This is a genomic window from Microbacterium sp. LTA6, from assembly GCF_045690355.1.
Classification (GTDB): Bacteria; Actinomycetota; Actinomycetes; order Actinomycetales; family Microbacteriaceae; genus Microbacterium.
This window is the reverse complement of sequence record NZ_CP147855.1, coordinates 3786751-3805611: the sequence shown is the minus strand read 5'-3', so window position 1 is coordinate 3805611 and position 18861 is coordinate 3786751. Positions and strand designations below refer to the sequence as shown.

The following is an 18861-nucleotide window of genomic DNA, read 5'->3' as shown; positions in this document are numbered from 1 at the left end:
TCTCCACGAAGAGGGGGAGTCGGCAGACGGGTGCAGGGTCGGCCGGTGCAGGATCAGGGGATGCCGTCCTCCGTGCCTTCTCCGTTGGTTCCGCTGAGGGCCATCGGCGCCGAACTGGCCGCTCTGCTGCTCGCCGCGTGCTGCGCCGGCTGCGACGCGCCTGGTGAGCTGCTCTGCGATTCCTGCCGCGCGCAGCTGTCGCCGGACCCGCGCGAGTTCACGACTCCCGAGGGGCGACGAGTCCGGGCGGCGCTCGGCTATGACGGGGTCGCCGCGCGCTGCATCCGACGCCTCAAGGGGGATGGTGAGACACTGCTCGCCCGCCCCCTGGGCGGTGCGCTGGCCGGGGTGTTGACGGAAGCGCTGGCCGATGGCGCGGTCGCGGTGCCGATCCCGACGGGTCGCGCGGCCTTCCGTCGTCGCGGCTACCGGGTACCGGATCTCCTGATACGTCGTGCGGGTGCCGAACCGCATCGCCTGCTGTTCGCTGCACGTGCGACCGTCGACCAGCGTGGGCTGGGCGTGCAGGAACGCGCCGAAAACGTGCGCGGCAGCATGCGCGTTCGAACGTGGGGAGCCGGCACCGACGTCGTCCTGGTGGACGACGTCGTCACGACCGGCGCGACCTTCGATGAAGCATCGCGTGTGCTCGGATCCGCCGGCTTCCGCGTCGTGGCGGCGGTCGCGCTCGCCGCCACGCCGCTTCACCGGAGAATCATCGAGAACGCACCGGGGACACGGAGAAAATGAGCCGTGACTTCCTGCGATGAGCGGACTACGGTTAGGGACCACAAGGCGACCACGGTCCGCCCTTGGCCGGGAGGACCGGGACAAGGAGACAGCAATGGAAACAAGCATCGTTGGCGTCGGAGTGGGTATCACCGACCGCTTCCGAACCGTTGTCGAAGAGAAGATCGCCCGGGTCCAGCCGCTCGCGTCCCGAGCACTGCGCCTGGATGTGAAGGTCACGCATCGCGTCTACCGGAATGGCCATGTGCCCGATGAGACCGTCGAGCTCACGCTCGTCGGCAAGGGACCTGTGGTGCGGGCGGAGGCCACCGACGGTGACAAGTTCGTCGCGCTGGACTTCGCGATCGACAAGTTGTCGACGCAGCTGCGCCGCGCGAAGGAGAAGAGGGTCGACGGACGTCAGCATCCTCGTGGAGCACACTTCGAGAAGGGCAGTGGAGCCCTTGAGGGAATCGACGTGCAGCCCGCATCCGTCGATCTCCTGCGTGCCGTCGCGACCGGCAGCGTGCCGGTGCAGAACGACGAGGAGGAGGCGTACTCACCCGTCGTCATCCGCACCAAGAGCTTCGACGCCGAATGGATGAGCGTCGAAGAAGCCGTCGATCGGATGGAACTCGTCGGACACGACTTCTTCCTGTTCGTCGACGCCGCAACCGACCACCCGAGTGTGGTCTACCGCCGCAAGGGCTGGGACTACGGCGTCATCGCGCTGAGCACGCAGGCTCCGCCTGCGGAGGCTCTGGCGTCCTGAGGCTGAGACGAGAGCGGCCCGGTCCCTTCGGGGGCCGGGCCGCTCTCGTCGGTGCCAGACGCTTCGACTGGCTCAGCGAACCTGATTCGCGCCTCAGTCGAAGATGCCGTCGAGGAGACTGCCGATGACGAGGCCGCCCAGGAGGCCGGAGGCGATGTCGCCGCCGCCACCGCCGCGGCGTCCGCCGCCGCCCCAGCCGTCGCCGCCGCCCCAGCCCTGATCCTGCGGGCGGGACGAGTCGATGTCGCGTTGGGCGAGCTGGAGGGCTTCGGAAGCCAGATGCGCGACTCGCCGCGCGACGGCGAGAGCCTCTTCGCGGGTGTCCTCGGCAGGAAGCAGTGCAGGAAGGTCGACGCGCAGACGCTCCGCCTCGGCAAGGCGGGTGCGTGCATCCGCGCCGATCCAGCCGCGGTGACCGGCGATCAGGCCGCGAGCGACGCCGAGCTGACGATCGGCGTCGTCGATCGCGTGCTGAACGTGCTGCACGGTCGGCAGGGGATTCTGCTCACGGTGACGGGCTTTGGCGATCGCTTCGTCGAGCGCCCCGTTCGCCTCGCGCAGCTGGGAGAGCTCGGCGAAGGGATCGTTCGGCGTGCCGGAGGGTGAGAGCGCCGCCAGGGCCTGCTCGAGGTTGCTGACAGCCGTGCGCACCGCCGGCACCTGCGGCGCGGTGCGCGCCGCAATGATGTCGCCGCGGGAGTCTGCGACGACCTCGGCGAGTGTGGATTCGGCGCGCAGCGCCTCGATCTCGAAGTCCTCCACCGCGTCGAGGAGGGCGGATGCGCGTCGGGTGGCTTCCGTCGCCGTCTCGAGGGCGAGATTCGCCTCCTCGTTCTGCTTCGCCGCGCGACGACGCTCTGACACGTTCGCTCCGTGGGTCGCGAACGAGATGAGCTGCTCCGCTTCCTTCGCGCTCGCCGTGATCTGCGCCATCGCCGAGTCGGCATAACGAGAGGCCAGTCGCTCCACGGTCGCGTTGGTCTGCGGAATGCGCTCGCTCAGAGTCTCGGCATCCGCGCGCACCTGGGCGATGACCTCGGGTGCGCGCCGCACGCGAGAGATCGACTCGGCGAGGACGCCCGTCTTCTCATCCAGCAGATCCTGAGCCCAATCGCACAGCTGAACGATGCGCGCGTTGCGGGTGCGCAGTTCTTCTGCGGTGTCAGGGATCTCATCGTGGTTGAGCTGGTGCAGTTGGAAGGCCTCGCGGAGGTGGGTGCGCACCGCGGTCAGCGCCTTCTTCAGGTCGGCGGTGAGCGATCCGCCCAGCTCGGCGTCGGCGAACGCCAACTCGTCGGAGGTCGTGCGGATCCGCTCGTCCGCTGCGACCAGGGCCTGCTCGGCGCGACGCGCCAGATCGGCGTCCTGCGCCGCGAGTGCTTCGTCTTCGCGCTTGCGTTTGCCCCAGAATCCAGCCATGGTTCCGATCCTACGGGAGGTGCGGCTCGGGGGAGCGTGCTTTCCGTTCAGCGTTCAGCGGACGGCCGCGGCGGGGGCGTTCGGCGGTCAAACCCAGCCCGATGGCGTGCTGCGGATGCTGCGCCAGGCGTTCCTCGACGTGATCGAGCCAGCGCAACTCGCCTTCGGCGGCGAAGATCCTCGAGGCGATCACGAGTGACCAAGCGAGTTCCTCGGCTTCGGATCCGGAGCCCGCGTATGTCGCGGCATTCAGCCTTTCCCGTTGCTGGAGCGATTCGGAACGCTGGCCCTGGATGACGCCGGCGACGTCGACGCCCGGAAGAGTCGCCGCCATCGCGAGCTTGATCGCGACCTCGTCGCGGGTCGCCTGGCCGCGCTGGACGGGGGAGGACAGCCAATGCGCGACCTCGACGGAACCCGCGTCGGTGATCGCCCAATACACGTGTCCCTGCTCGTCGGCGTCTCCGCGGGAGACCAGGCCGTCACGCTCCAGGCGCTCCAGTGTGTTATAGATCTGCCCGACGTTGAGCGGCCAGGTGGAACCGGTGCGCCGATCGAACTCATGGCGCAGCTGATAGCCGTAGCAGGGGCCCTGGTCGAGGATCGCGAGCAGGCTCTGGCGCACCGACATGGAGACTCCTGTTCACGGGGAATTGGAAAGCAATACCGAGTATATGCATGCGGAGAAACCCTCCCTTCGGGATGCACGCAGGCGACGCGCAGGTCACAGCCCGGTAACATGGCAGCCGTATGTCTGTGCGTGCCCGAAGGCGGGCGGCCGGCAGAAGACCCACCAACAGGGAGAAGACATCTGTGGCGAATCCTCTTGAGAAGCTGCTGCGCGCGGGCGAAGGGCGGGTCATCCGCCGCCTGAACCAGGTCGTGAAGGCAGTGAACGCGCTGGAAGAGGACTTCACGAAGCTCACCGACGAAGAGCTCCGCGGAGAGACGGCGGAGCTGCGGATGCGCTTCGAAAAGGGCGAGACGCTCGATCAGCTGATGCCGGAGGCGTTCGCCGCCGTCCGCGAAGCGGGCAAGCGGACTCTCGGCATGCGCGCCTACGACGTGCAGCTCATGGGTGGCGCGGCCCTCCACCTGGGCAACATCGCCGAGATGAAGACCGGTGAGGGCAAGACGCTCGTCGCCACGTTCCCGGCGTATCTCAACGCCATCGCCGGCCAGGGCGTGCACGTCATCACGGTCAACGACTACCTCGCCAGCTACCAGGCTGAACTCATGGGGCGCATCTACCGCGCACTGGGCATGAAGACGGGCATCATCGTCTCCGGTCAGACCCCGGCCGTGCGTCGCGAGCAATACTCCGCCGACATCACCTATGGCACGAACAACGAGTTCGGCTTCGACTACCTGCGCGACAACATGGCGTGGCGCAAGGAGGATCTCGTTCAGCGGGACCACTTCTTCGCCATCGTCGACGAGGTCGACTCGATCCTCATCGATGAGGCTCGCACGCCGCTGATCATCTCCGGTCCGTCCTCGGGTGAGGCGAACCGCTGGTTTGCGGAGTTCGCGAAGATCGCGCGCACCCTCGTCGCAGGCGAGGACTACGAAGTCGACGAGAAGAAGCGCACCGTCGGCGTGCTCGAGCCCGGTATCGAGAAGGTCGAGGACTACCTCGGCATCGACAACCTCTACGAGTCCGCGAACACGCCGCTGATCTCATTCCTGAACAACTCGATCAAGGCTCTCGCCCTGTTCAAGAAGGACACGGACTACGTCGTCATGAACGACGAAGTCATGATCGTCGACGAGCACACCGGGCGCATCCTGGTCGGCCGTCGGTACAACGAGGGCATCCACCAGGCGATCGAGGCCAAGGAAGGCGTGCCGGTCAAGGCCGAGAACCAGACCCTCGCCACGGTCACGCTGCAGAACTACTTCCGCCTCTACGACAAGCTCGCTGGCATGACCGGAACGGCCGAGACCGAGGCCGCCGAGTTCATGTCGACCTACTCGCTCGGCGTCATCCCGATCCCGACGAACAAGCCGATGATCCGCAAGGACCAGTCCGACCTCGTCTACAAGAACGAGACGGCGAAGTTCGGTCAGGTCGTCGAGGACATCGCCGAGCGGCACGCTGCCGGCCAGCCGGTTCTCGTCGGAACCGTCAGCGTCGAGAAGAGCGAGTATCTCTCCCGGCTGCTCGCCAAGAAGGGCGTCAAGCACGAGGTGCTCAACGCGAAGAACCACGCCCGCGAGGCCGAGATCGTGGCACGCGCCGGGCGCCTCGGCGCCGTCACCGTCGCCACGAACATGGCCGGTCGAGGCACCGACATCATGCTCGGCGGAAACGCCGAGTTCCTCGCCGTTCAGGAACTCAAGGCCAAGGGGCTCGACCCGGTGGAGACACCGGAGGAGTACGAGGTCGCCTGGGACGAGACCTACGAGGCGATGAAGGCGACGGTGGCCGAAGAGGCGGAGAAGGTCGTCGCATCCGGCGGGCTGTACGTGCTCGGTACGGAGCGTCACGAGTCGCGGCGCATCGACAACCAGCTGCGAGGACGATCAGGACGTCAGGGCGACCCCGGCGAGAGCCGCTTCTACCTCAGCCTCACCGATGATCTGATGCGGCTCTTCCAGTCGGGAGCGGCCGAGGCGATCCTCTCCCGTACGAACTTCCCGGATGACGTGCCGATCGAGTCCGGTCTGGTCTCGCGTGCGATCCGCAGCGCGCAGTCGCAGGTCGAGGCCCGCAACGCCGAGATGCGCAAGAACGTCCTCAAGTACGACGACGTCCTCAACCGTCAGCGCGAGGCGATCTACGCGGACCGCCGCCACATCCTGCAGGGTGACGACATCGCGGACCGTGTGCAGCACTTCATCGAGGATGCCGTCACCGGCGTCGTGCGTGATCACACCGGCGAGGGGCACAACGAGAGCTGGGACTTCGACGCGCTCTGGACGGAGCTGAAGACCCTCTACCCGGTCGGCGTCACGATCGACGAGGTCGTCGCAGAGGCCAGTGGACGCAAGGGCGGCATCACCTCGGACGGCCTCACCCGCGAGCTGCTCTCCGACGCGAAGATCGCCTACGAGAACCGCGAGGGAACTCTCGGTGCCGCAGCGACGCGCGAGCTCGAGCGTCGGGTCGTGCTGCAGGTCCTCGATCGCCGCTGGCGCGATCACCTCTACGAGATGGACTACCTCAAGGACGGCATCGGTCTGCGCGCCATGGCGCAGCGCGACCCGCTGATCGAGTACCAGCGCGAGGGCTACTCGATGTTCCAGTCGATGATGGGGCAGATCAAGGAGGAGTCGGTCGGCTACCTCTACAACCTCGAGGTCGAGGTGCGCCGGGCCGGCGACAGCGACACAGCGGAAGTCGAAGCGAAGGGCCTTTCCGACGGCGGCGGCGAGCAGCGTCTCGAGTACTCGGCGGCGAATGACGCCGGCGAGGTCGAGGTGCGAAACGACCGCGGTCAGGTGCAGCAGGCTGCGACAGACCGGGTCCGCCAAGCGGCGGCCCGGGCGGCCGCGACCGAGCCGGCGGAACCCGAGCAGGGCGCTCGCGGTGCCTTCGGCCAGCGCACGGAAGCGGAGCAGCCGGCGGCCGGCAACCGCGAGCAGCGCCGAGCGCAGGGCAAGAAGAAGAAGTAGCGTGCCGTCGAAGAGGGGCCGATCCATCCGGATCGGCCCCTCTTCGCGTCCCTGTAGGCTTGGTCGATGACCCCATCGCGCAACTTCGACCAGTCGTCGAAGCTCAAGAATGTCCTGTACGAGATCCGTGGGAACACGCTCGTCGAGGCGGCGCGGCTCGAGGCCGAGGGGCACCAGATCCTCAAGCTGAACACGGGCAATCCGGCGATCTTCGGGTTCGACGCTCCGCACCAGATCGTGCACGACATGTTGGCGGCGCTGCCGACCGCGCACGGCTACAGCGACAGCAAGGGCATCATCTCGGCGCGCCGCGCCGTGGTCAGCCGCTATGAGGAGATCCCGGACTTCCCGCGCTTCGACCCGGACGACGTCTATCTCGGGAACGGCGTCTCGGAACTCATCACGATGACCATGCAGGCCCTGTTGGATGAGGGCGACGAGGTGCTCATCCCGGCCCCGGACTACCCGCTGTGGACGGCGATGACCAGTCTCGCCGGTGGTACTCCGGTGCACTATCTGTGCGACGAGGAGAATGACTGGCAGCCTGATCTCGAGGACATCCGCTCCAAGATCACGCCGCGGACCAAAGCGCTCGTCATCATCAATCCGAACAACCCCACCGGTGTCGTGTACTCCCGGGCCGTTCTCGAAGGCTTGGTGCAGATCGCCAGAGAGCACCAGCTGCTGCTGCTTTCCGATGAGATCTACGACCGCATCGTCTTCGATGACGCGGTGCACATCTCGACGGCGACACTCGCTCCCGATCTGCTCTGCCTGACCTTCAACGGGTTGTCCAAGACCTATCGGGTCGCCGGGTATCGTTCGGGCTGGCTGGTCATCACGGGACCGCAGGCGCACGCCAAGGGTTTCATCGAGGGGATCACGCTGCTCGCGTCGACGCGGCTCTGCCCGAACGTGCCGTCGCAGCACGCCCTGCAGGCTGCGCTCTCGGGTGTCCAGTCCATCGATGCGCTGATCGCGCCGACCGGCCGCCTGCACGAACAGCGCGACATCGCGTGGGAGGGCCTCGAATCGATTCCCGGCGTCTCCTGCGTGAAGCCGGAGGGCGCCCTCTACGCGTTCCCCCGGCTCGATCCCAACGTGCATGAGATCAGGGACGACGCGAAGCTCGTCTACGACCTGCTCGTCTCGGAGCGCATCCTGCTCGTGCAGGGGACCGGCTTCAACTGGCCGACTCCCGATCATCTTCGGATCGTGACGTTGCCGGAGGCGCGGGTGCTCAGCGAGGCGATCGAGCGACTCGGAAACTTCCTCGCCAGCTACCGCCAGTAGCAGTCACCGGTTCCGGTGCCGGCGTGCCCGGCGACGGTGAGAGCGTCGCCGCGAGCCGGCGCACGGCCGCGACCAGCGCGGATCGTGGCGTGACATCGCTCATCGGTCTGGCGTGCAGCAGCGCGGCGTCGACGGCACGCCGGTCGTAGGGCAGGAAAGTCACCTCGGTGATTCCGGCGAACCTTTCGAGGGTGCGTCGGACCTGACCGCGGGCATCGATGCCGAGAGGCCCGGGACGCACCTGATTGGCGACGACCGTGATCGGAACCGGACCGATGAGATCGCGGAGTTCGGCGTGATCGCGGAGGAAGCGACTGATGCCGAGCGGATCGGCCGTCGTGACCGCGACGACGGTGTCGGCTTCGCGGAGGGTCGTGGTCGTCGCGGCATGTCGTCGCGGCCCGGTGAGATCGAACGTCGCCTCGTCGTCGGCGTCGAGAGTGCCTGCGATGTCGACGACGGTCTCCTGCGCCCACTCGCGGCACGCCTGGAGGGTGCTGCGCAGGCGGGCAGCGGACAGCTCCGGCCATCGGCTCGGGCGATTGATCCCGCCGAGCACCTCGATGGGGCCGGCACTCGTCTCCAGCGTGGTCGCCAGCCTGGTCAGCTCGCTCGAGTCGAGTCCGCCGAGTTCGGCGCGGCGGCACGCGGCCGCGACGCCGGGTGCGTCGTCGCTGAGTCCGAGGAGGAGCGCCAGGGACGGCGCGACAGTGTCGGCGTCGATGAGGGCGGTGCGGCGACCGGTGCGGGCGAGTTCGACGCCGAGCTGGATGGCGAGGGTGGATCGGCCAGGCGCGCCGTGCGGTCCCCAGACCGCGAGGATTCGGTGGGAGGACGCGGAGGAGACCGGCCGTACCGCGACGGGGGTCTCCACGGCGAGGGCGGCCGCCACCTCCCAACCCGGGGCATCCGCAGGCAGCGCCGCGGTCAATCCGTACCGTCCGAGCAGCCGGCTGTCGCCGTCGCCGAGCGGGACGATCCGGACGCCGGAGCGGTCGCACGCGGCGATGAGATCGGGGGTGAGGACGGCACGGGTGGCCGGCGCGAGCAGCGTATCGGCGTCGGCGAGGCGGAACGCGATCGCGGTGTCAGGGGGAAGGATCGCGATGACATGCACCCCCTCGAGCTCGAGCTCCTGCGCGAGGGCGCTTGCCCGCGGCTCGGGGATGGCGATGACGACGCCACTCATGATCCGACGCCGACCGGAACCAGTGACAGCACGGAGCCGCCGGTGATCGCGGCGAGGACGTCGGCCACATCGGAGCGATCGATGACCACCTCGACTCCGGCGTTCGACCCCGCCAGCATGCCATCGGTCTTCACGATCGCAGCCACCACCGCATCCGTGAGGAGGATTCTCGGCGCATCGTAGGAGCGGTCGTCATCGAGGGGAGGAGCATGCCACAGCTCGACGACCGTCCCGGGGGCGACGTCTTCGGGGATTCCGGTGCTGCTCTCCACGACGATCGTGGTGGTGCGACTGCTCTCGGCATCCGCAGCAGCCGCTGACGGGACGAGCTCGCCCTCCGTGAGGGTACGCGCGGCCACTTGGCCCGGCTCCAGATCCTGTGGGGCGAGATAGGCGCCGTCGATGGCACCGAGGTTCACCTCGACGACCTGGAAGTCTCCCGAGATGAGCGCCTCGCCAGCCACGATCGTGCGGCTCGCCTGCAGTACCGGAGTGGTGTGTCCTGCAGAGGAGACGATCAACCACACGCCGACGATGGAGAGTGCCACCAGCACGATGCCGATGAGGAAGCGGACGTCGCCCAGGAAGGCGCGTCGCGGTCGAGTCTGCGTCGTCATGGAGCCATGGTCACAGAAATCGGCTGACTGCCGTTCGAGTTATCCACAGGCGGCTCTCGGGTGGGACGTACGCGTGCGGCGCAGGGGAGAATGGAGACATGCCTGATATGCCCGCATCCGCTCCGCGCTTCCTCGCGCCTGCCCAGGTGGCGGAGTTGCTGAGCATCGAGGTGGACGAGGTGATCGCGCTCGTTCTCGATGGGCGGCTGCGCGGTTCGCAGCTCGGGTCGCCTGCGCGCTGGCGGGTCGAGGAGTCGAGTCTCTCGGAGTATCTCGCGGCGCAGTCGGAGGAGGCCAGGCGAATGGCGCTGTGGCGTCAGGCGAACGAGGCGAGCTTCCCCGAGGTATGGGGAACGTCGACGCGTGGTCCTGCTCAGGGCAGCTGAGCCTCACCACTGGCTCGCAGCCAGAGCAGCGCGCTGAACGGGACGATCCGGAACCCGCGTACGGCGTCGGCGCGCCGGACGTCTCCGGCATCGTGCATGGCCAGGTCGAGATGGTCGGCGCCGGCACGGTCGATGGTCCCGTGCACCTCGCCACCGTCGCGGAGTGCGATGCGCACCGGTACCCGTCGGCGCGCGAAGTCGCGGAGCAGGAATCCGAAAGTCATCCGCTCCCGCAGGGCGGGTTCGGCGGCGACCTGCGAGTCGAGACTGGTCAGCAGCATTCCGTGATCCATGCTCATCCCGCTGATCGCGTGCAGCGGGACGATGGATATCGACAGGGGCGCAGCCGTTTCTCCGCCGGACGACGGTTCGGTAGCGAGCCAGTCGGCGCCGAGAGCACGCAGACGGACCGGCAGGCGCTGTCCACCCGCGAGGTCGAGGGTCGTCCGCGCTTCCACGGCGCACAGCATCCGGAGTCTGCTGCGCAGTTCGAGCCGTGAGATCCGCAGCCGTTCGGATTCCGCATCGAGCGCGGCACGCTCGGCTTCCCACTCCGAGGCGAGTTGACCTTCGAGGTCTTCGAACAGGCGATCCCAGTGCACTCGACCGAGCGTAGGCGACTGCCCGGATCGGTATACGAGTTATCCACAATTGTCGTTCGCGGAGCGTCAGGGCGATCCTCGCCGTGCTGTACTTTCACGCAGTTTCCCAGAACGAGAGTGCCTCTGATGACCTTGCATGAGTACTTCGCACCCCAGCCCACCTCGGCATCCGAGCTGCCGGATCCTGCGCCGCTCCTCCGGAGCCTCACGCAGGGCGTGCTCGAGGTTCTCGCAGGCGTCCGCGAGGTCGACCAGCTCGCGAGATGGTTCAGCGAGGAGGCGTTCCGGAGCCTGGTGACCAGGTCGAATCTGTCAGCCAGGGCGCGCAGTGCCCGCGGTGTCGCGCCCGCACGGCCGTCATTCGAGATCCTGTCCATCCGGTGCGCGGCACCGCGAGACGATGTGGTCGAATCCGTGGTGATCGTCGCAGGCCCCGGTCGTACTCGCGCGGTCGCGATTCGGCTGGAGGGCATGGATCGACGCTGGCGGGCGACGTCGCTGGCGATTCTCTGAGCTGACTGAATCTATGCTGGGGAGGTGTCAACCCTCAGCGATCTCGCCCAGGCCCAGGGCCTCCTGACCGACAGCGACGTGGAGTGGCTTCACCGCCTCGCCGGTGACGGCCAACTGCTCGCGGATCTCGCGTCCGCTGACATCGTCGTCTGGATCCAGACAGATGACGGTTCCTTCGTCGCCGTCGCGCACGCGCGGCCCAGCGGCGCAGCGACCCTGTTCTACCGGGACATCGTCGGAGAGCGCGTCCGCCCCCAGTGGCGGACCCAGGTGCAGGGCGCGTTCGATTCGGCGGAGATCGTCGACTCCTCGTCGCCGGACTGGTTCGAGGAGACGCCGACGAGGGTCAGGGCAGTGCCGATCGTCCGTCAGCGGCGCAAGGAGGATGGTGCGGCCACGGTCATCGGAGTGGTGACGCGGCACACGAACCTCGGTGAGGCGCGCACGCCCTCCCGGCAGCAGATCACGTTCGAGGAATGTGCGAACGACCTCTTCCGCATGATCGCCGACGGCAGCTTCCCCGACCTCGCTGCCCCCACATCCCCGCGTCGCGGCGCGCCACGGGCATCCGACGGGCTGATCAGGATCGATGTCGACGGCATCACCACGTTCGCCAGTCCCAACGCGCTCTCCGCCTTCAACCGGATGGGCTTCGACGACGAGCTCGAAGGGGAGTCCCTCGCCGAAGTGACCACTCGGCTGGTGCCGCCGTCGCGGCAGGTGGACGAGTCGCTCCCGGTCGTCGTCACCGGCCGTGCTCCGTGGCGCACGGACATCGAGGCGCGCGGCGTCACCGTTTCGCTCCGAGCCATCCCGCTGAAGGACCATGGCAACCGGATCGGCGCGATCCTGCTGTGCCGCGACGTCTCAGAACTGCGCCACCAGGAGCAGGAGCTCATCACCAAGGACGCCACGATCCGCGAGATCCACCATCGGGTGAAGAACAATCTGCAGACCGTCGCGTCGCTGCTGCGAATCCAGGCCCGGCGCACGCACTCGGAGGAAGCGCGCGACGCGCTCACCCAGGCGATGCGGCGCGTGGACGCCATCGCGGTCGTACACGACACCCTGGCGCAGGGGCTCACTCAGAAGGTCGATTTCGACGAGGTCTTCCAGCGCGCGCTGAAGCTCGTCGCCGAGGTCGCCTCGGCTCCGAACACCCGCGCCATGGTGCGGTCGACGGGTCGCTTCGGCGTGCTGCCGAGCGAATACGCGACGCCGCTTGCGCTCGCCCTGACCGAGGTGGTGACCAACGCGGTCGAGCACGGCCTCGCGGGTCAGGAGGGTCTGGTCACCGTCGATGCGGTGCGCACCGAGGAGAACCTCCGTGTGACCGTGAGCGACACCGGGCGGGGCCTGCCTGAGGGGCGCATCGGCCAGGGGCTCGGCACGCAGATCATCCGCACGCTCATCCAGGGTGAGCTCAGCGGAACGATCGAGTGGCACGGCCGTGAGGGCGAAGGCACCGACGTGATCATCGACATCCCGCTGCGCTGGCTGACGAAGTGAGTCGAGACGGGGCTCGTTCGCGAAGCGAACCTGCCCCGTCTGCGACTCAGGTCGAGCGAGGCACGAGTCGAAACCTCGTGCGGGGAGCGATCAGGAGGCGCGGCGTGCGCGTGCTGCGCGACGCTTGAGGGCGCGGCGCTCGTCTTCGGAGAGGCCGCCCCAGACACCGGAGTCCTGGCTGGACTCGAGCGCGTACTGCAGGCAGATCTCGGTCACCGTGCAGGTGGCGCAGACCGTCTTCGCCTTCTCGATCTGGTCGACCGCTGGGCCGGTGTTCCCGACGGGGAAGAACAGCTCGGGGTCGACAGTCAGGCAGGCGGCCTTGTCGCGCCAATCCATGGGGGCTCCTCGGTGTGGATTTCTAGAGCGATCGCAGACGCGATGGCTCGGATTCGGGTATCGGTTTCGGGTTCCGCTACCCTGACGTGATGCAGGCGGATGCCTGCGTTTGTGTTGCGGGCTGAAGCGCCCGCCCCACGCCGCTGTGGGAGCACATGACTTTGTCTATTCTGTAACATAAAGTTAACAAGAGCAAGGGTTTTCTGCGCTCTCATCGGATTCATCAGGAGATGTCGTGCGCGCACCCGGACTGGCTCTTGCCGCAGCCGCCGTGCTGGCTGCGGAGGGGGCAGCGCTCGTCGTCTTCGCCGCCATCGAGATCGCCGGACTCGGCGCGGGAGCTGCGGCGTCGTTGCCCACGGCCGTCGCGCTCATCGTGCTCACCCTGATCGGCGCCGTCGCACTCGTTTCCTTCGCCATCGGCACCCGCACCGGCCGCTCATGGGCGCGCTCCGGAGGCGTCGTGTTCCAGGTGCTGGCCGTCGCGCTCGCGCTGGCCTCGCTCACATTGCAGCCGATCCCGTGGATCTTCACCGCGGCTGTCGGTTTCCCCGGCCTCATCGGGTTCGTGCTGCTGATCGCCAGCGCCCGCCGTGAGGCGGAGCAGCTCTCGTCGGAGTGAGAGCTCAGGCGTCGATGCCGAGCAGTTTCCGGATGCGCGCGACGTGTCCGGTCGCCTTGACGTTGTAAAGCGCGAGCGAGATCGTTCCGTCCTCGTCGAGGACGAACGTGGAACGGATGACGCCCTCGATCACCTTGCCGTAGTTCATCTTCTCGCCCCACACGCCGTAGGCGTCGTGGACGGCATGGTCGGGGTCGCTGAGCAGCGTGAAGGTCAGGCCGTCGCGTGCGCGGAACTCCGCGAGCTTCGACGGCTCGTCCCGGGAGATCCCGATCACCCGATATCCCGCGCCCTGCAGTGACGAGATGCTGTCGCGGAAGTCGCACGCCTGAGTCGTGCAGCCGGGCGTCATCGCCGCCGGGTAGAAGTAGAGGATCGTCTTCGTTCCCCGCAGATTGGCGAGGTGCACGGGCGCACCGTCCTGATCGAGGAGGGTGAAGTCAGGGGCGGAGGTACCGGGTTCCAGGCGCAGAGTCACCCGTCCAGCCTAACGGCCGGGAGCCTGGTCGGCCTTGTCGGAGAAGGTCTGCAGCAGTCGCTGCAGCGAATCCAGGCGGGCCCGCCCGGTCTCGCCGAGCTCTCCGCTCTCCGCTGCTTCGATCAGGGCGCAGTCCGGCGCATCGGCCAGGTGCGTGCAGCCCCGAGGGCAGTCCTCGGCGATCAGTGAGAGCTCGGTGAAGGCCGCCAGAATGTTCGCCGGATCGACATGCCCGAGGCCGAACGACCGCACTCCGGGGGTGTCGATGACCCAGCCCGAACCGGCATCGCCCTGGTAGCGCAGCGAGACCGTCGACGAGGAGGTGTGCCGGCCGCGGCCGGTGACCTGGTTGACATGACCGGTCGCGCGGAGCGCCGTCGGTACCAGCGCATTGACGAGCGTGGACTTGCCGACGCCGGAGTGCCCGACGAACACCGTGGAGTGTCCGACCAGTGCAGCGCCGATCTCCTCGATCGGCATCTCCTCCTGGGCGCTGGTGAACACGCGGAGGTCGAGGCCGTCGAAGTGCGAAAGAAAGGCGGTGGGGTCGGCGAGATCGGTCTTGGTCACGACGAGAAGCGGGCGGATGCCGGCATCCAGCGCCGCGACGAGATAGCGGTCGACCAGTCGTGCCCTGGGCTCGGGGTCGGCCGCGGCCACCACGACGAGCATCTGGTCGGCGTTCGCGACGATGACGCGCTCCACCTGGTCGGTGTCATCGGCGCTGCGCCGGAGCAGCGAGGTGCGATCGACGATGCCGACGATTCGGCAGAGCGTTCCCTCAGCGCCTGAGGTGTCGCCGACGATCCGGCCCTGATCCCCGGTCACGATCGGCATGCGTCGGAGTTCGCGCGCCCTGGTCGCCGTCACGGCGCGCTCGTCTGGGCCGTTCTCATCGATGAGCACCGAGTAGCGGCCGCGGTCGACGCCGAGGACGCGTCCGATGACGGCGTCGTCATGGGCGGGGCGGCGCTTGGTGCGGGGACGGTTGGCCTTGGGGTTGGGCCTTGTCCGGAAACTGCTCTCGTCGTAGTCCTCGAAGTCGTCCTCGAGGTCGTCGGCGCCGTCGAGCCAGCTCATCCGGCGCTGCCTCGCAGCATCCGCTCCCAGAGCATGGTGAACTCGGGCAGCGTCTTCGCGGTGGTGCCGATGTCATCGATCTCCACGCCGGGGACCCGCAGGCCGATGAGGGCTCCGGTGGTGGCCATCCGGTGGTCGTGGTGAGCGGCCCAGCCGCCGCCGTGCAGCGGCCGCGGGATGATGCGCAGTCCGTCGGCGAGTTCTTCCGCTTCGCCACCGAGCGCGTGGATGTTGCCGATGAGTGCGGCGATGCGGTCGGTCTCGTGCATGCGGATGTGGCCGATGCCGCGGATGGTCGTCGGGGTCTCGGCGAACGCTGCAAGGCCCACGAGTGTCGGGGTGAGTTCGCTGGCTGCGGAGAGGTCGAGATCGAGGCCGCGGATGCCGGTTCCGGCGCGCACCGTGAGGGTGCCGCCGTGCCGGCTGACGTGCGCACCCATGGCCTGCAGGATCTCCGGCAGCAGGGCTCCGGGCTGCGTGGAGTGCGCCGGCCACCCGGTGACGGAGACGGCGCCGCCCGTGATGAGTGCGGCAGCGAGGAAGGGCGCCGCGTTGGAGAGATCGGGCTCGATCGGGATCTCTTTCGCCCGGGGCACCCCCGCCTCGACGAGCCATTCGCCGGCGGCGGGTCGTTCGATGCGGATGCCTCGGCGGCTGAGCGCCTCGATCGTCATGTCGATGTGCGGGAGGCTCGGCAGATGCGAGCCGGTGTGCACGAGGTGCAGACCCACGTCGAAGCGCGGGGCCGCGAGCAGGAGCCCGGACACGAACTGGCTGGATGCGGAGGCGTCGATCTCGATCCGGCCGCCGCGGATGCGGCCGTGTCCGCGGATCGTGAACGGAAGCGACCAGGTGCCTTCGTCGTCGATGTCGACGCCGAGGTCGCGGAGTGCGTGGATCAGCCCGCCCATGGGGCGATGCAGCGCCGTCTCGTGGGCGGTGAGGTGCACATCTTTCGCAGCGAGACCGGCGAGGGGGGCGATGAAACGCATCACGGTGCCCGCCTGGCCGCAGTCCACCGTCGCGCCGCCTTGCAGCTTCGCCGGCGTCACGATGAGATCGGGGCCGAACTCGCTGCCTGCGTGCTCCTCCTCGATGCCGACGCCGAGGGCCCGCAGCGCGTCGACCATCCGTCGGGAATCGTCGGAGTGCAGCGGTGCGATCAGACGCCCTGGGCCGTCGGCGATGGCAGCGATGATGAGTTCGCGGTTCGTCAGCGATTTCGACCCCGGAATCGTCAACGTGGCGTGCACGGCGTCGGAGGTCGTCGGCGCCGTGTAGGCACCCTGGACGAGGGGAGGGGAATACCTGTTGGCGCTCATCGGTTTCCACCTTAGTGAACGGCGCCCCACTCGCCGAGAAGGAGACACCCATGCTCGCCACGCTTGAGCGTGAGACGGCGGACATCAGCGGCCTAGACTGGCCGGTGATGGATGACACGGCTACTGCAGACACGATCGGCGACGCACGGCGTGAATTCGAGGAGCAGGCGATCCCGTTTATGGATCAGCTCTACGCCGCGGCGATGCGTATGACGCGCAATCCGGCCGATGCGGCCGACCTCGTACAGGAGACGTTCGTGAAGGCGTTCGGGTCCTGGGCGACGTTCACGCAGGGGACGAACCTGAAGGCCTGGCTCTACCGCATCCTGACCAACACGTACATCAACATCTATCGCAAGAAGCAGCGCGAGCCGTATCAGGGCACGATCGACGAGCTCGAGGACTGGCAGATGGGCGGGGCGGAGTCGACCACGGCTTCGCACAGCCGTTCGGCTGAGGCGGAGGCGATCGACCGGATGCCGGCATCCGTCGTCAAGGACGCGTTGCAAGCGGTACCGGAGGACTTCCGTCTCGCGGTGTACCTCGCCGACGTCGAGGGGTTCGCCTACCAGGAGATCGCCGACATCATGAAGACGCCCATCGGCACCGTGATGAGTCGTCTGCACAGGGGCAGACGGATGCTGCGGGAGCTGCTGGCCGACTACGCCGCAGAGCGGGGCATCGCCGCGGCAGACACGAGGAGCAAGAGATGAGCGACTGCGGCTGCGCGAAAGCGCGTCAGGATCTGGAGGAGTACCTCCGCAACGAGGTGTGCAAGACCGAGCACACCGAGATCCGCGAGCATCTGGAGAGCTGCCCTTCCTGCCGGGATGAGGCACTCGTCGCCACCACGCTGACCGAGGTGATCGCCCGCGCCTGCAAGGAGAGCGCTCCGGAGGAGCTGCGCGACCAGGTCTTCGCGCGTCTGCGCGAGGTACAGGCGTCGCAGCACTGAGTCGAGTGCGGCGTCCGCCCCTCTGGATAGGGTGGGTCGCATGAGCTCCATCGACGCACGGGAGATCCCCGCCGACCAGACCTCCGCCGCCCGACTCGCTGAGAACGGGCTCGAGTACCGTCTCGTCGATTTCGGTGATCCGGCGCACGCGACGGCGTTCCAGCGGGCCGTGTCACGCGGCTTCCTCGGCGGCGAGCCGACCACGGAATCCCTGGAACACGGTCGGGCCCCCTTCGAAGCCCGCCGCAACACGGGCGTGTACAACGTCGGCGCTGCCGACGAGGACCTGCCGGTCGCGACCATCAACTCCTGGGCGACGCCGCTGACTGTTCCTGGTGGCGCCGAGGTGGACATGTGGGCGATCAGTGTCGTCACCGTCGCCGCCACGCATCGGCGCCGAGGAATCGCGAGAGCGCTGCTGGAGGGCGAACTTCGCGCCGCCGCTGCGGCCGGCGTCCCGGTCGCGGGACTCACCGTCTCGGAGGCGACGATCTACGGTCGCTACGGATTCGGCGCGGCGATCCCGGTGGCCCGCTTCACGGTCGACACGCGGAGAGCCGGATGGGCAGGTCCGTCCTCCGCAGGACGCATCGAGTTCGTGGAGAAGGAGGCGCTGGCCGCAGACCTCGGAGTCGTGCACGAGCGGGCCCGGTCCGCGCGCGCAGGACAGATCCCCGGGTGGCCGGGGCGATGGGAAGGGCACGCGGGTCTGGCTCCGGACTCCGACCGCGAGAAGGTCCGCGGGGTCCGCTATCTCGATGAGGCGGGAGAAGTTCGAGGCGTCCTGGCGTACACCGTCAGCGAGACAGGCAACACGTTCCGCTTCAGCCTGAGCATCCGGCTGCTCGTCGCCGAGACGCCGGAGGCTCTCGCCGCGCTCTGGCGGTTCGCGCTCCAGCATGACCTGGTCGATGAGGTCACCGCCGATCTCCGCCCGATCGACGACCCGCTCCCGTGGCTGGTCGCCGACCCGCGCGGGGTGACGCAGACCCTGCACGACCACGGCTGGCTGCGCATTCTCGATGTGCCGGCGGCTCTGGCCGCGCGGACGTTCTCGGCGCCTCTCGACGTCGTGATCCGCATCGACGACGAGATGGGATTCGCCGCAGGGGACTGGCTGCTGCGTGTGGAGGCCGGCGGCCGGACCCATATCGACGCGGTGCACGGCGAAGAGGCAGACGTCCAGATGGGCATCGCCGCGCTGTCGGCGCTGTACGCGGGCGGGGTGCGGGCGTCTTCGCTGCACGCCGCGGGGCTCATCCGCGCGGATGCCGAGATCATCGATCGACTCGACAGGGCCTTCATCGCGCTGCCGTCGCCGTCGCTCGACATCTGGTACTGAGTAGAGGCCGGTGCGCCGCACCGCGCCTCGCCCAGATGATTGACCGAGAAACGACGATCGTTGTCCGTGCAGGTGG

20 protein-coding genes are annotated in these 18861 nt (G+C 68.0%); 11 read left to right on the top strand and 9 right to left on the bottom strand.

Annotated elements, in window-relative coordinates; translation table 11 throughout:
- Nucleotides 1-60: 60 nt before the first annotated feature.
- Together LTA6_RS18230 and hpf are read left to right on the top strand one after the other, a co-directional pair.
- On the top strand, nt 61-750 hold the full coding sequence (locus LTA6_RS18230; RefSeq protein ID WP_407358363.1) for a ComF family protein: 690 nt from the start codon (nt 61-63) through the stop codon (nt 748-750).
- Nucleotides 751-844: 94 nt separating this feature from the next.
- The gene (gene hpf / locus LTA6_RS18225) at nt 845-1501 is read left to right on the top strand and encodes a ribosome hibernation-promoting factor, HPF/YfiA family (RefSeq protein ID WP_341975279.1); all 657 of its coding nucleotides are present in this window, start codon (nt 845-847) and stop codon (nt 1499-1501) included.
- Between the two features lie 93 nt (nt 1502-1594).
- On the opposite strand, the gene LTA6_RS18220 is transcribed toward hpf, so the two are convergent.
- Nucleotides 1595-2920, bottom strand: a complete 1326-nt coding sequence (locus LTA6_RS18220) for a hypothetical protein (protein WP_341975278.1) — start codon at nt 2918-2920, stop codon at nt 1595-1597.
- Between the two features lie 10 nt (nt 2921-2930).
- Nucleotides 2931-3551: a PadR family transcriptional regulator gene (locus LTA6_RS18215; RefSeq protein ID WP_341975277.1), complete on the bottom strand. Its 621-nt coding sequence runs from the start codon at nt 3549-3551 to the stop codon at nt 2931-2933.
- Between the two features lie 182 nt (nt 3552-3733).
- Here LTA6_RS18215 and secA point away from each other — a divergent pair, with 182 nt between their 5' ends.
- A complete protein-coding gene (secA, locus tag LTA6_RS18210; protein ID WP_341975276.1) occupies nt 3734-6538 on the top strand; it encodes a preprotein translocase subunit SecA in 2805 nt (934 codons plus the stop codon).
- A gap of 66 nt (nt 6539-6604) precedes the next feature.
- Nucleotides 6605-7831, top strand: a complete 1227-nt coding sequence (locus tag LTA6_RS18205) for a pyridoxal phosphate-dependent aminotransferase (protein WP_341975275.1) — start codon at nt 6605-6607, stop codon at nt 7829-7831.
- Here LTA6_RS18205 and LTA6_RS18200 read toward each other — a convergent pair.
- Nucleotides 7779-9020 (bottom strand): P-loop NTPase, encoded by a 1242-nt coding sequence (locus LTA6_RS18200; protein WP_341975274.1) that lies wholly within the window; start codon nt 9018-9020, stop codon nt 7779-7781. The two genes, LTA6_RS18205 and LTA6_RS18200, sit on opposite strands and share 53 nt — an antisense overlap.
- On the bottom strand, nt 9017-9637 hold the full coding sequence (locus LTA6_RS18195) for an SAF domain-containing protein (protein WP_341975273.1): 621 nt from the start codon (nt 9635-9637) through the stop codon (nt 9017-9019). The genes LTA6_RS18200 and LTA6_RS18195 overlap by 4 nt, the downstream gene beginning before the upstream one ends.
- 98 nt (nt 9638-9735) lie before the next feature.
- On the opposite strand from LTA6_RS18195, the gene LTA6_RS18190 reads away from it, so the two are divergent.
- Nucleotides 9736-10023 (top strand): helix-turn-helix domain-containing protein, encoded by a 288-nt coding sequence (locus LTA6_RS18190; RefSeq protein WP_341975272.1) that lies wholly within the window; start codon nt 9736-9738, stop codon nt 10021-10023.
- Here the strand turns inward: LTA6_RS18190 and LTA6_RS18185 are convergent.
- Nucleotides 10011-10625 (bottom strand): hypothetical protein, encoded by a 615-nt coding sequence (locus tag LTA6_RS18185; RefSeq protein ID WP_341975270.1) that lies wholly within the window; start codon nt 10623-10625, stop codon nt 10011-10013. The genes LTA6_RS18190 and LTA6_RS18185 overlap by 13 nt on opposite strands.
- A gap of 126 nt (nt 10626-10751) precedes the next feature.
- On the opposite strand from LTA6_RS18185, the gene LTA6_RS18180 reads away from it, so the two are divergent.
- Nucleotides 10752-11138, top strand: a complete 387-nt coding sequence (locus LTA6_RS18180; protein WP_341975269.1) for an Rv3235 family protein — start codon at nt 10752-10754, stop codon at nt 11136-11138.
- Nucleotides 11139-11162: 24 nt separating this feature from the next.
- Nucleotides 11163-12647 carry a histidine kinase N-terminal domain-containing protein gene (locus LTA6_RS18175; protein ID WP_341975268.1) on the top strand — a complete coding sequence of 495 codons (1485 nt, stop codon included), beginning with the start codon at nt 11163-11165 and terminating at the stop codon, nt 12645-12647.
- 90 nt (nt 12648-12737) lie between these two features.
- Here LTA6_RS18175 and LTA6_RS18170 read toward each other — a convergent pair whose 3' ends face one another.
- Nucleotides 12738-12986 (bottom strand): WhiB family transcriptional regulator, encoded by a 249-nt coding sequence (locus LTA6_RS18170; RefSeq protein WP_028503730.1) that lies wholly within the window; start codon nt 12984-12986, stop codon nt 12738-12740.
- A 235-nt stretch (nt 12987-13221) separates the two neighbouring features.
- Here LTA6_RS18170 and LTA6_RS18165 point away from each other — a divergent pair, with 235 nt between their 5' ends.
- Nucleotides 13222-13608, top strand: a complete 387-nt coding sequence (locus LTA6_RS18165) for a hypothetical protein (protein WP_341975267.1) — start codon at nt 13222-13224, stop codon at nt 13606-13608.
- A 4-nt stretch (nt 13609-13612) separates the two neighbouring features.
- On the opposite strand, the gene bcp is transcribed toward LTA6_RS18165, so the two are convergent.
- The 3 genes from bcp to aroA are packed head-to-tail and all read right to left on the bottom strand — an operon-like array spanning nt 13613 to nt 16488.
- The gene (gene bcp / locus LTA6_RS18160) at nt 13613-14086 is read right to left on the bottom strand and encodes a thioredoxin-dependent thiol peroxidase (RefSeq protein WP_341975266.1); all 474 of its coding nucleotides are present in this window, start codon (nt 14084-14086) and stop codon (nt 13613-13615) included.
- Between the two features lie 9 nt (nt 14087-14095).
- Entirely contained in the window at nt 14096-15166 is a 1071-nt protein-coding gene (gene rsgA, locus LTA6_RS18155; RefSeq protein WP_341975265.1) for a ribosome small subunit-dependent GTPase A, read from the bottom strand.
- A complete protein-coding gene (aroA, locus tag LTA6_RS18150) occupies nt 15163-16488 on the bottom strand; it encodes a 3-phosphoshikimate 1-carboxyvinyltransferase (protein WP_341975264.1) in 1326 nt (441 codons plus the stop codon). The genes rsgA and aroA overlap by 4 nt, the downstream gene beginning before the upstream one ends.
- Nucleotides 16489-16538: 50 nt before the next feature.
- Between aroA and LTA6_RS18145 the strand changes: the two genes are divergently transcribed.
- The 3 genes from LTA6_RS18145 to LTA6_RS18135 are packed head-to-tail and all read left to right on the top strand — an operon-like array spanning nt 16539 to nt 18785.
- On the top strand, nt 16539-17201 hold the full coding sequence (locus LTA6_RS18145; protein ID WP_341975263.1) for a sigma-70 family RNA polymerase sigma factor: 663 nt from the start codon (nt 16539-16541) through the stop codon (nt 17199-17201).
- Nucleotides 17198-17443: a zf-HC2 domain-containing protein gene (locus LTA6_RS18140; protein ID WP_341975262.1), complete on the top strand. Its 246-nt coding sequence runs from the start codon at nt 17198-17200 to the stop codon at nt 17441-17443. The genes LTA6_RS18145 and LTA6_RS18140 overlap by 4 nt, the downstream gene beginning before the upstream one ends.
- Before the next feature lie 40 nt (nt 17444-17483).
- On the top strand, nt 17484-18785 hold the full coding sequence (locus LTA6_RS18135) for a GNAT family N-acetyltransferase (RefSeq protein ID WP_341975261.1): 1302 nt from the start codon (nt 17484-17486) through the stop codon (nt 18783-18785).
- The last annotated feature ends 76 nt before the right edge of the window (nt 18786-18861 follow it).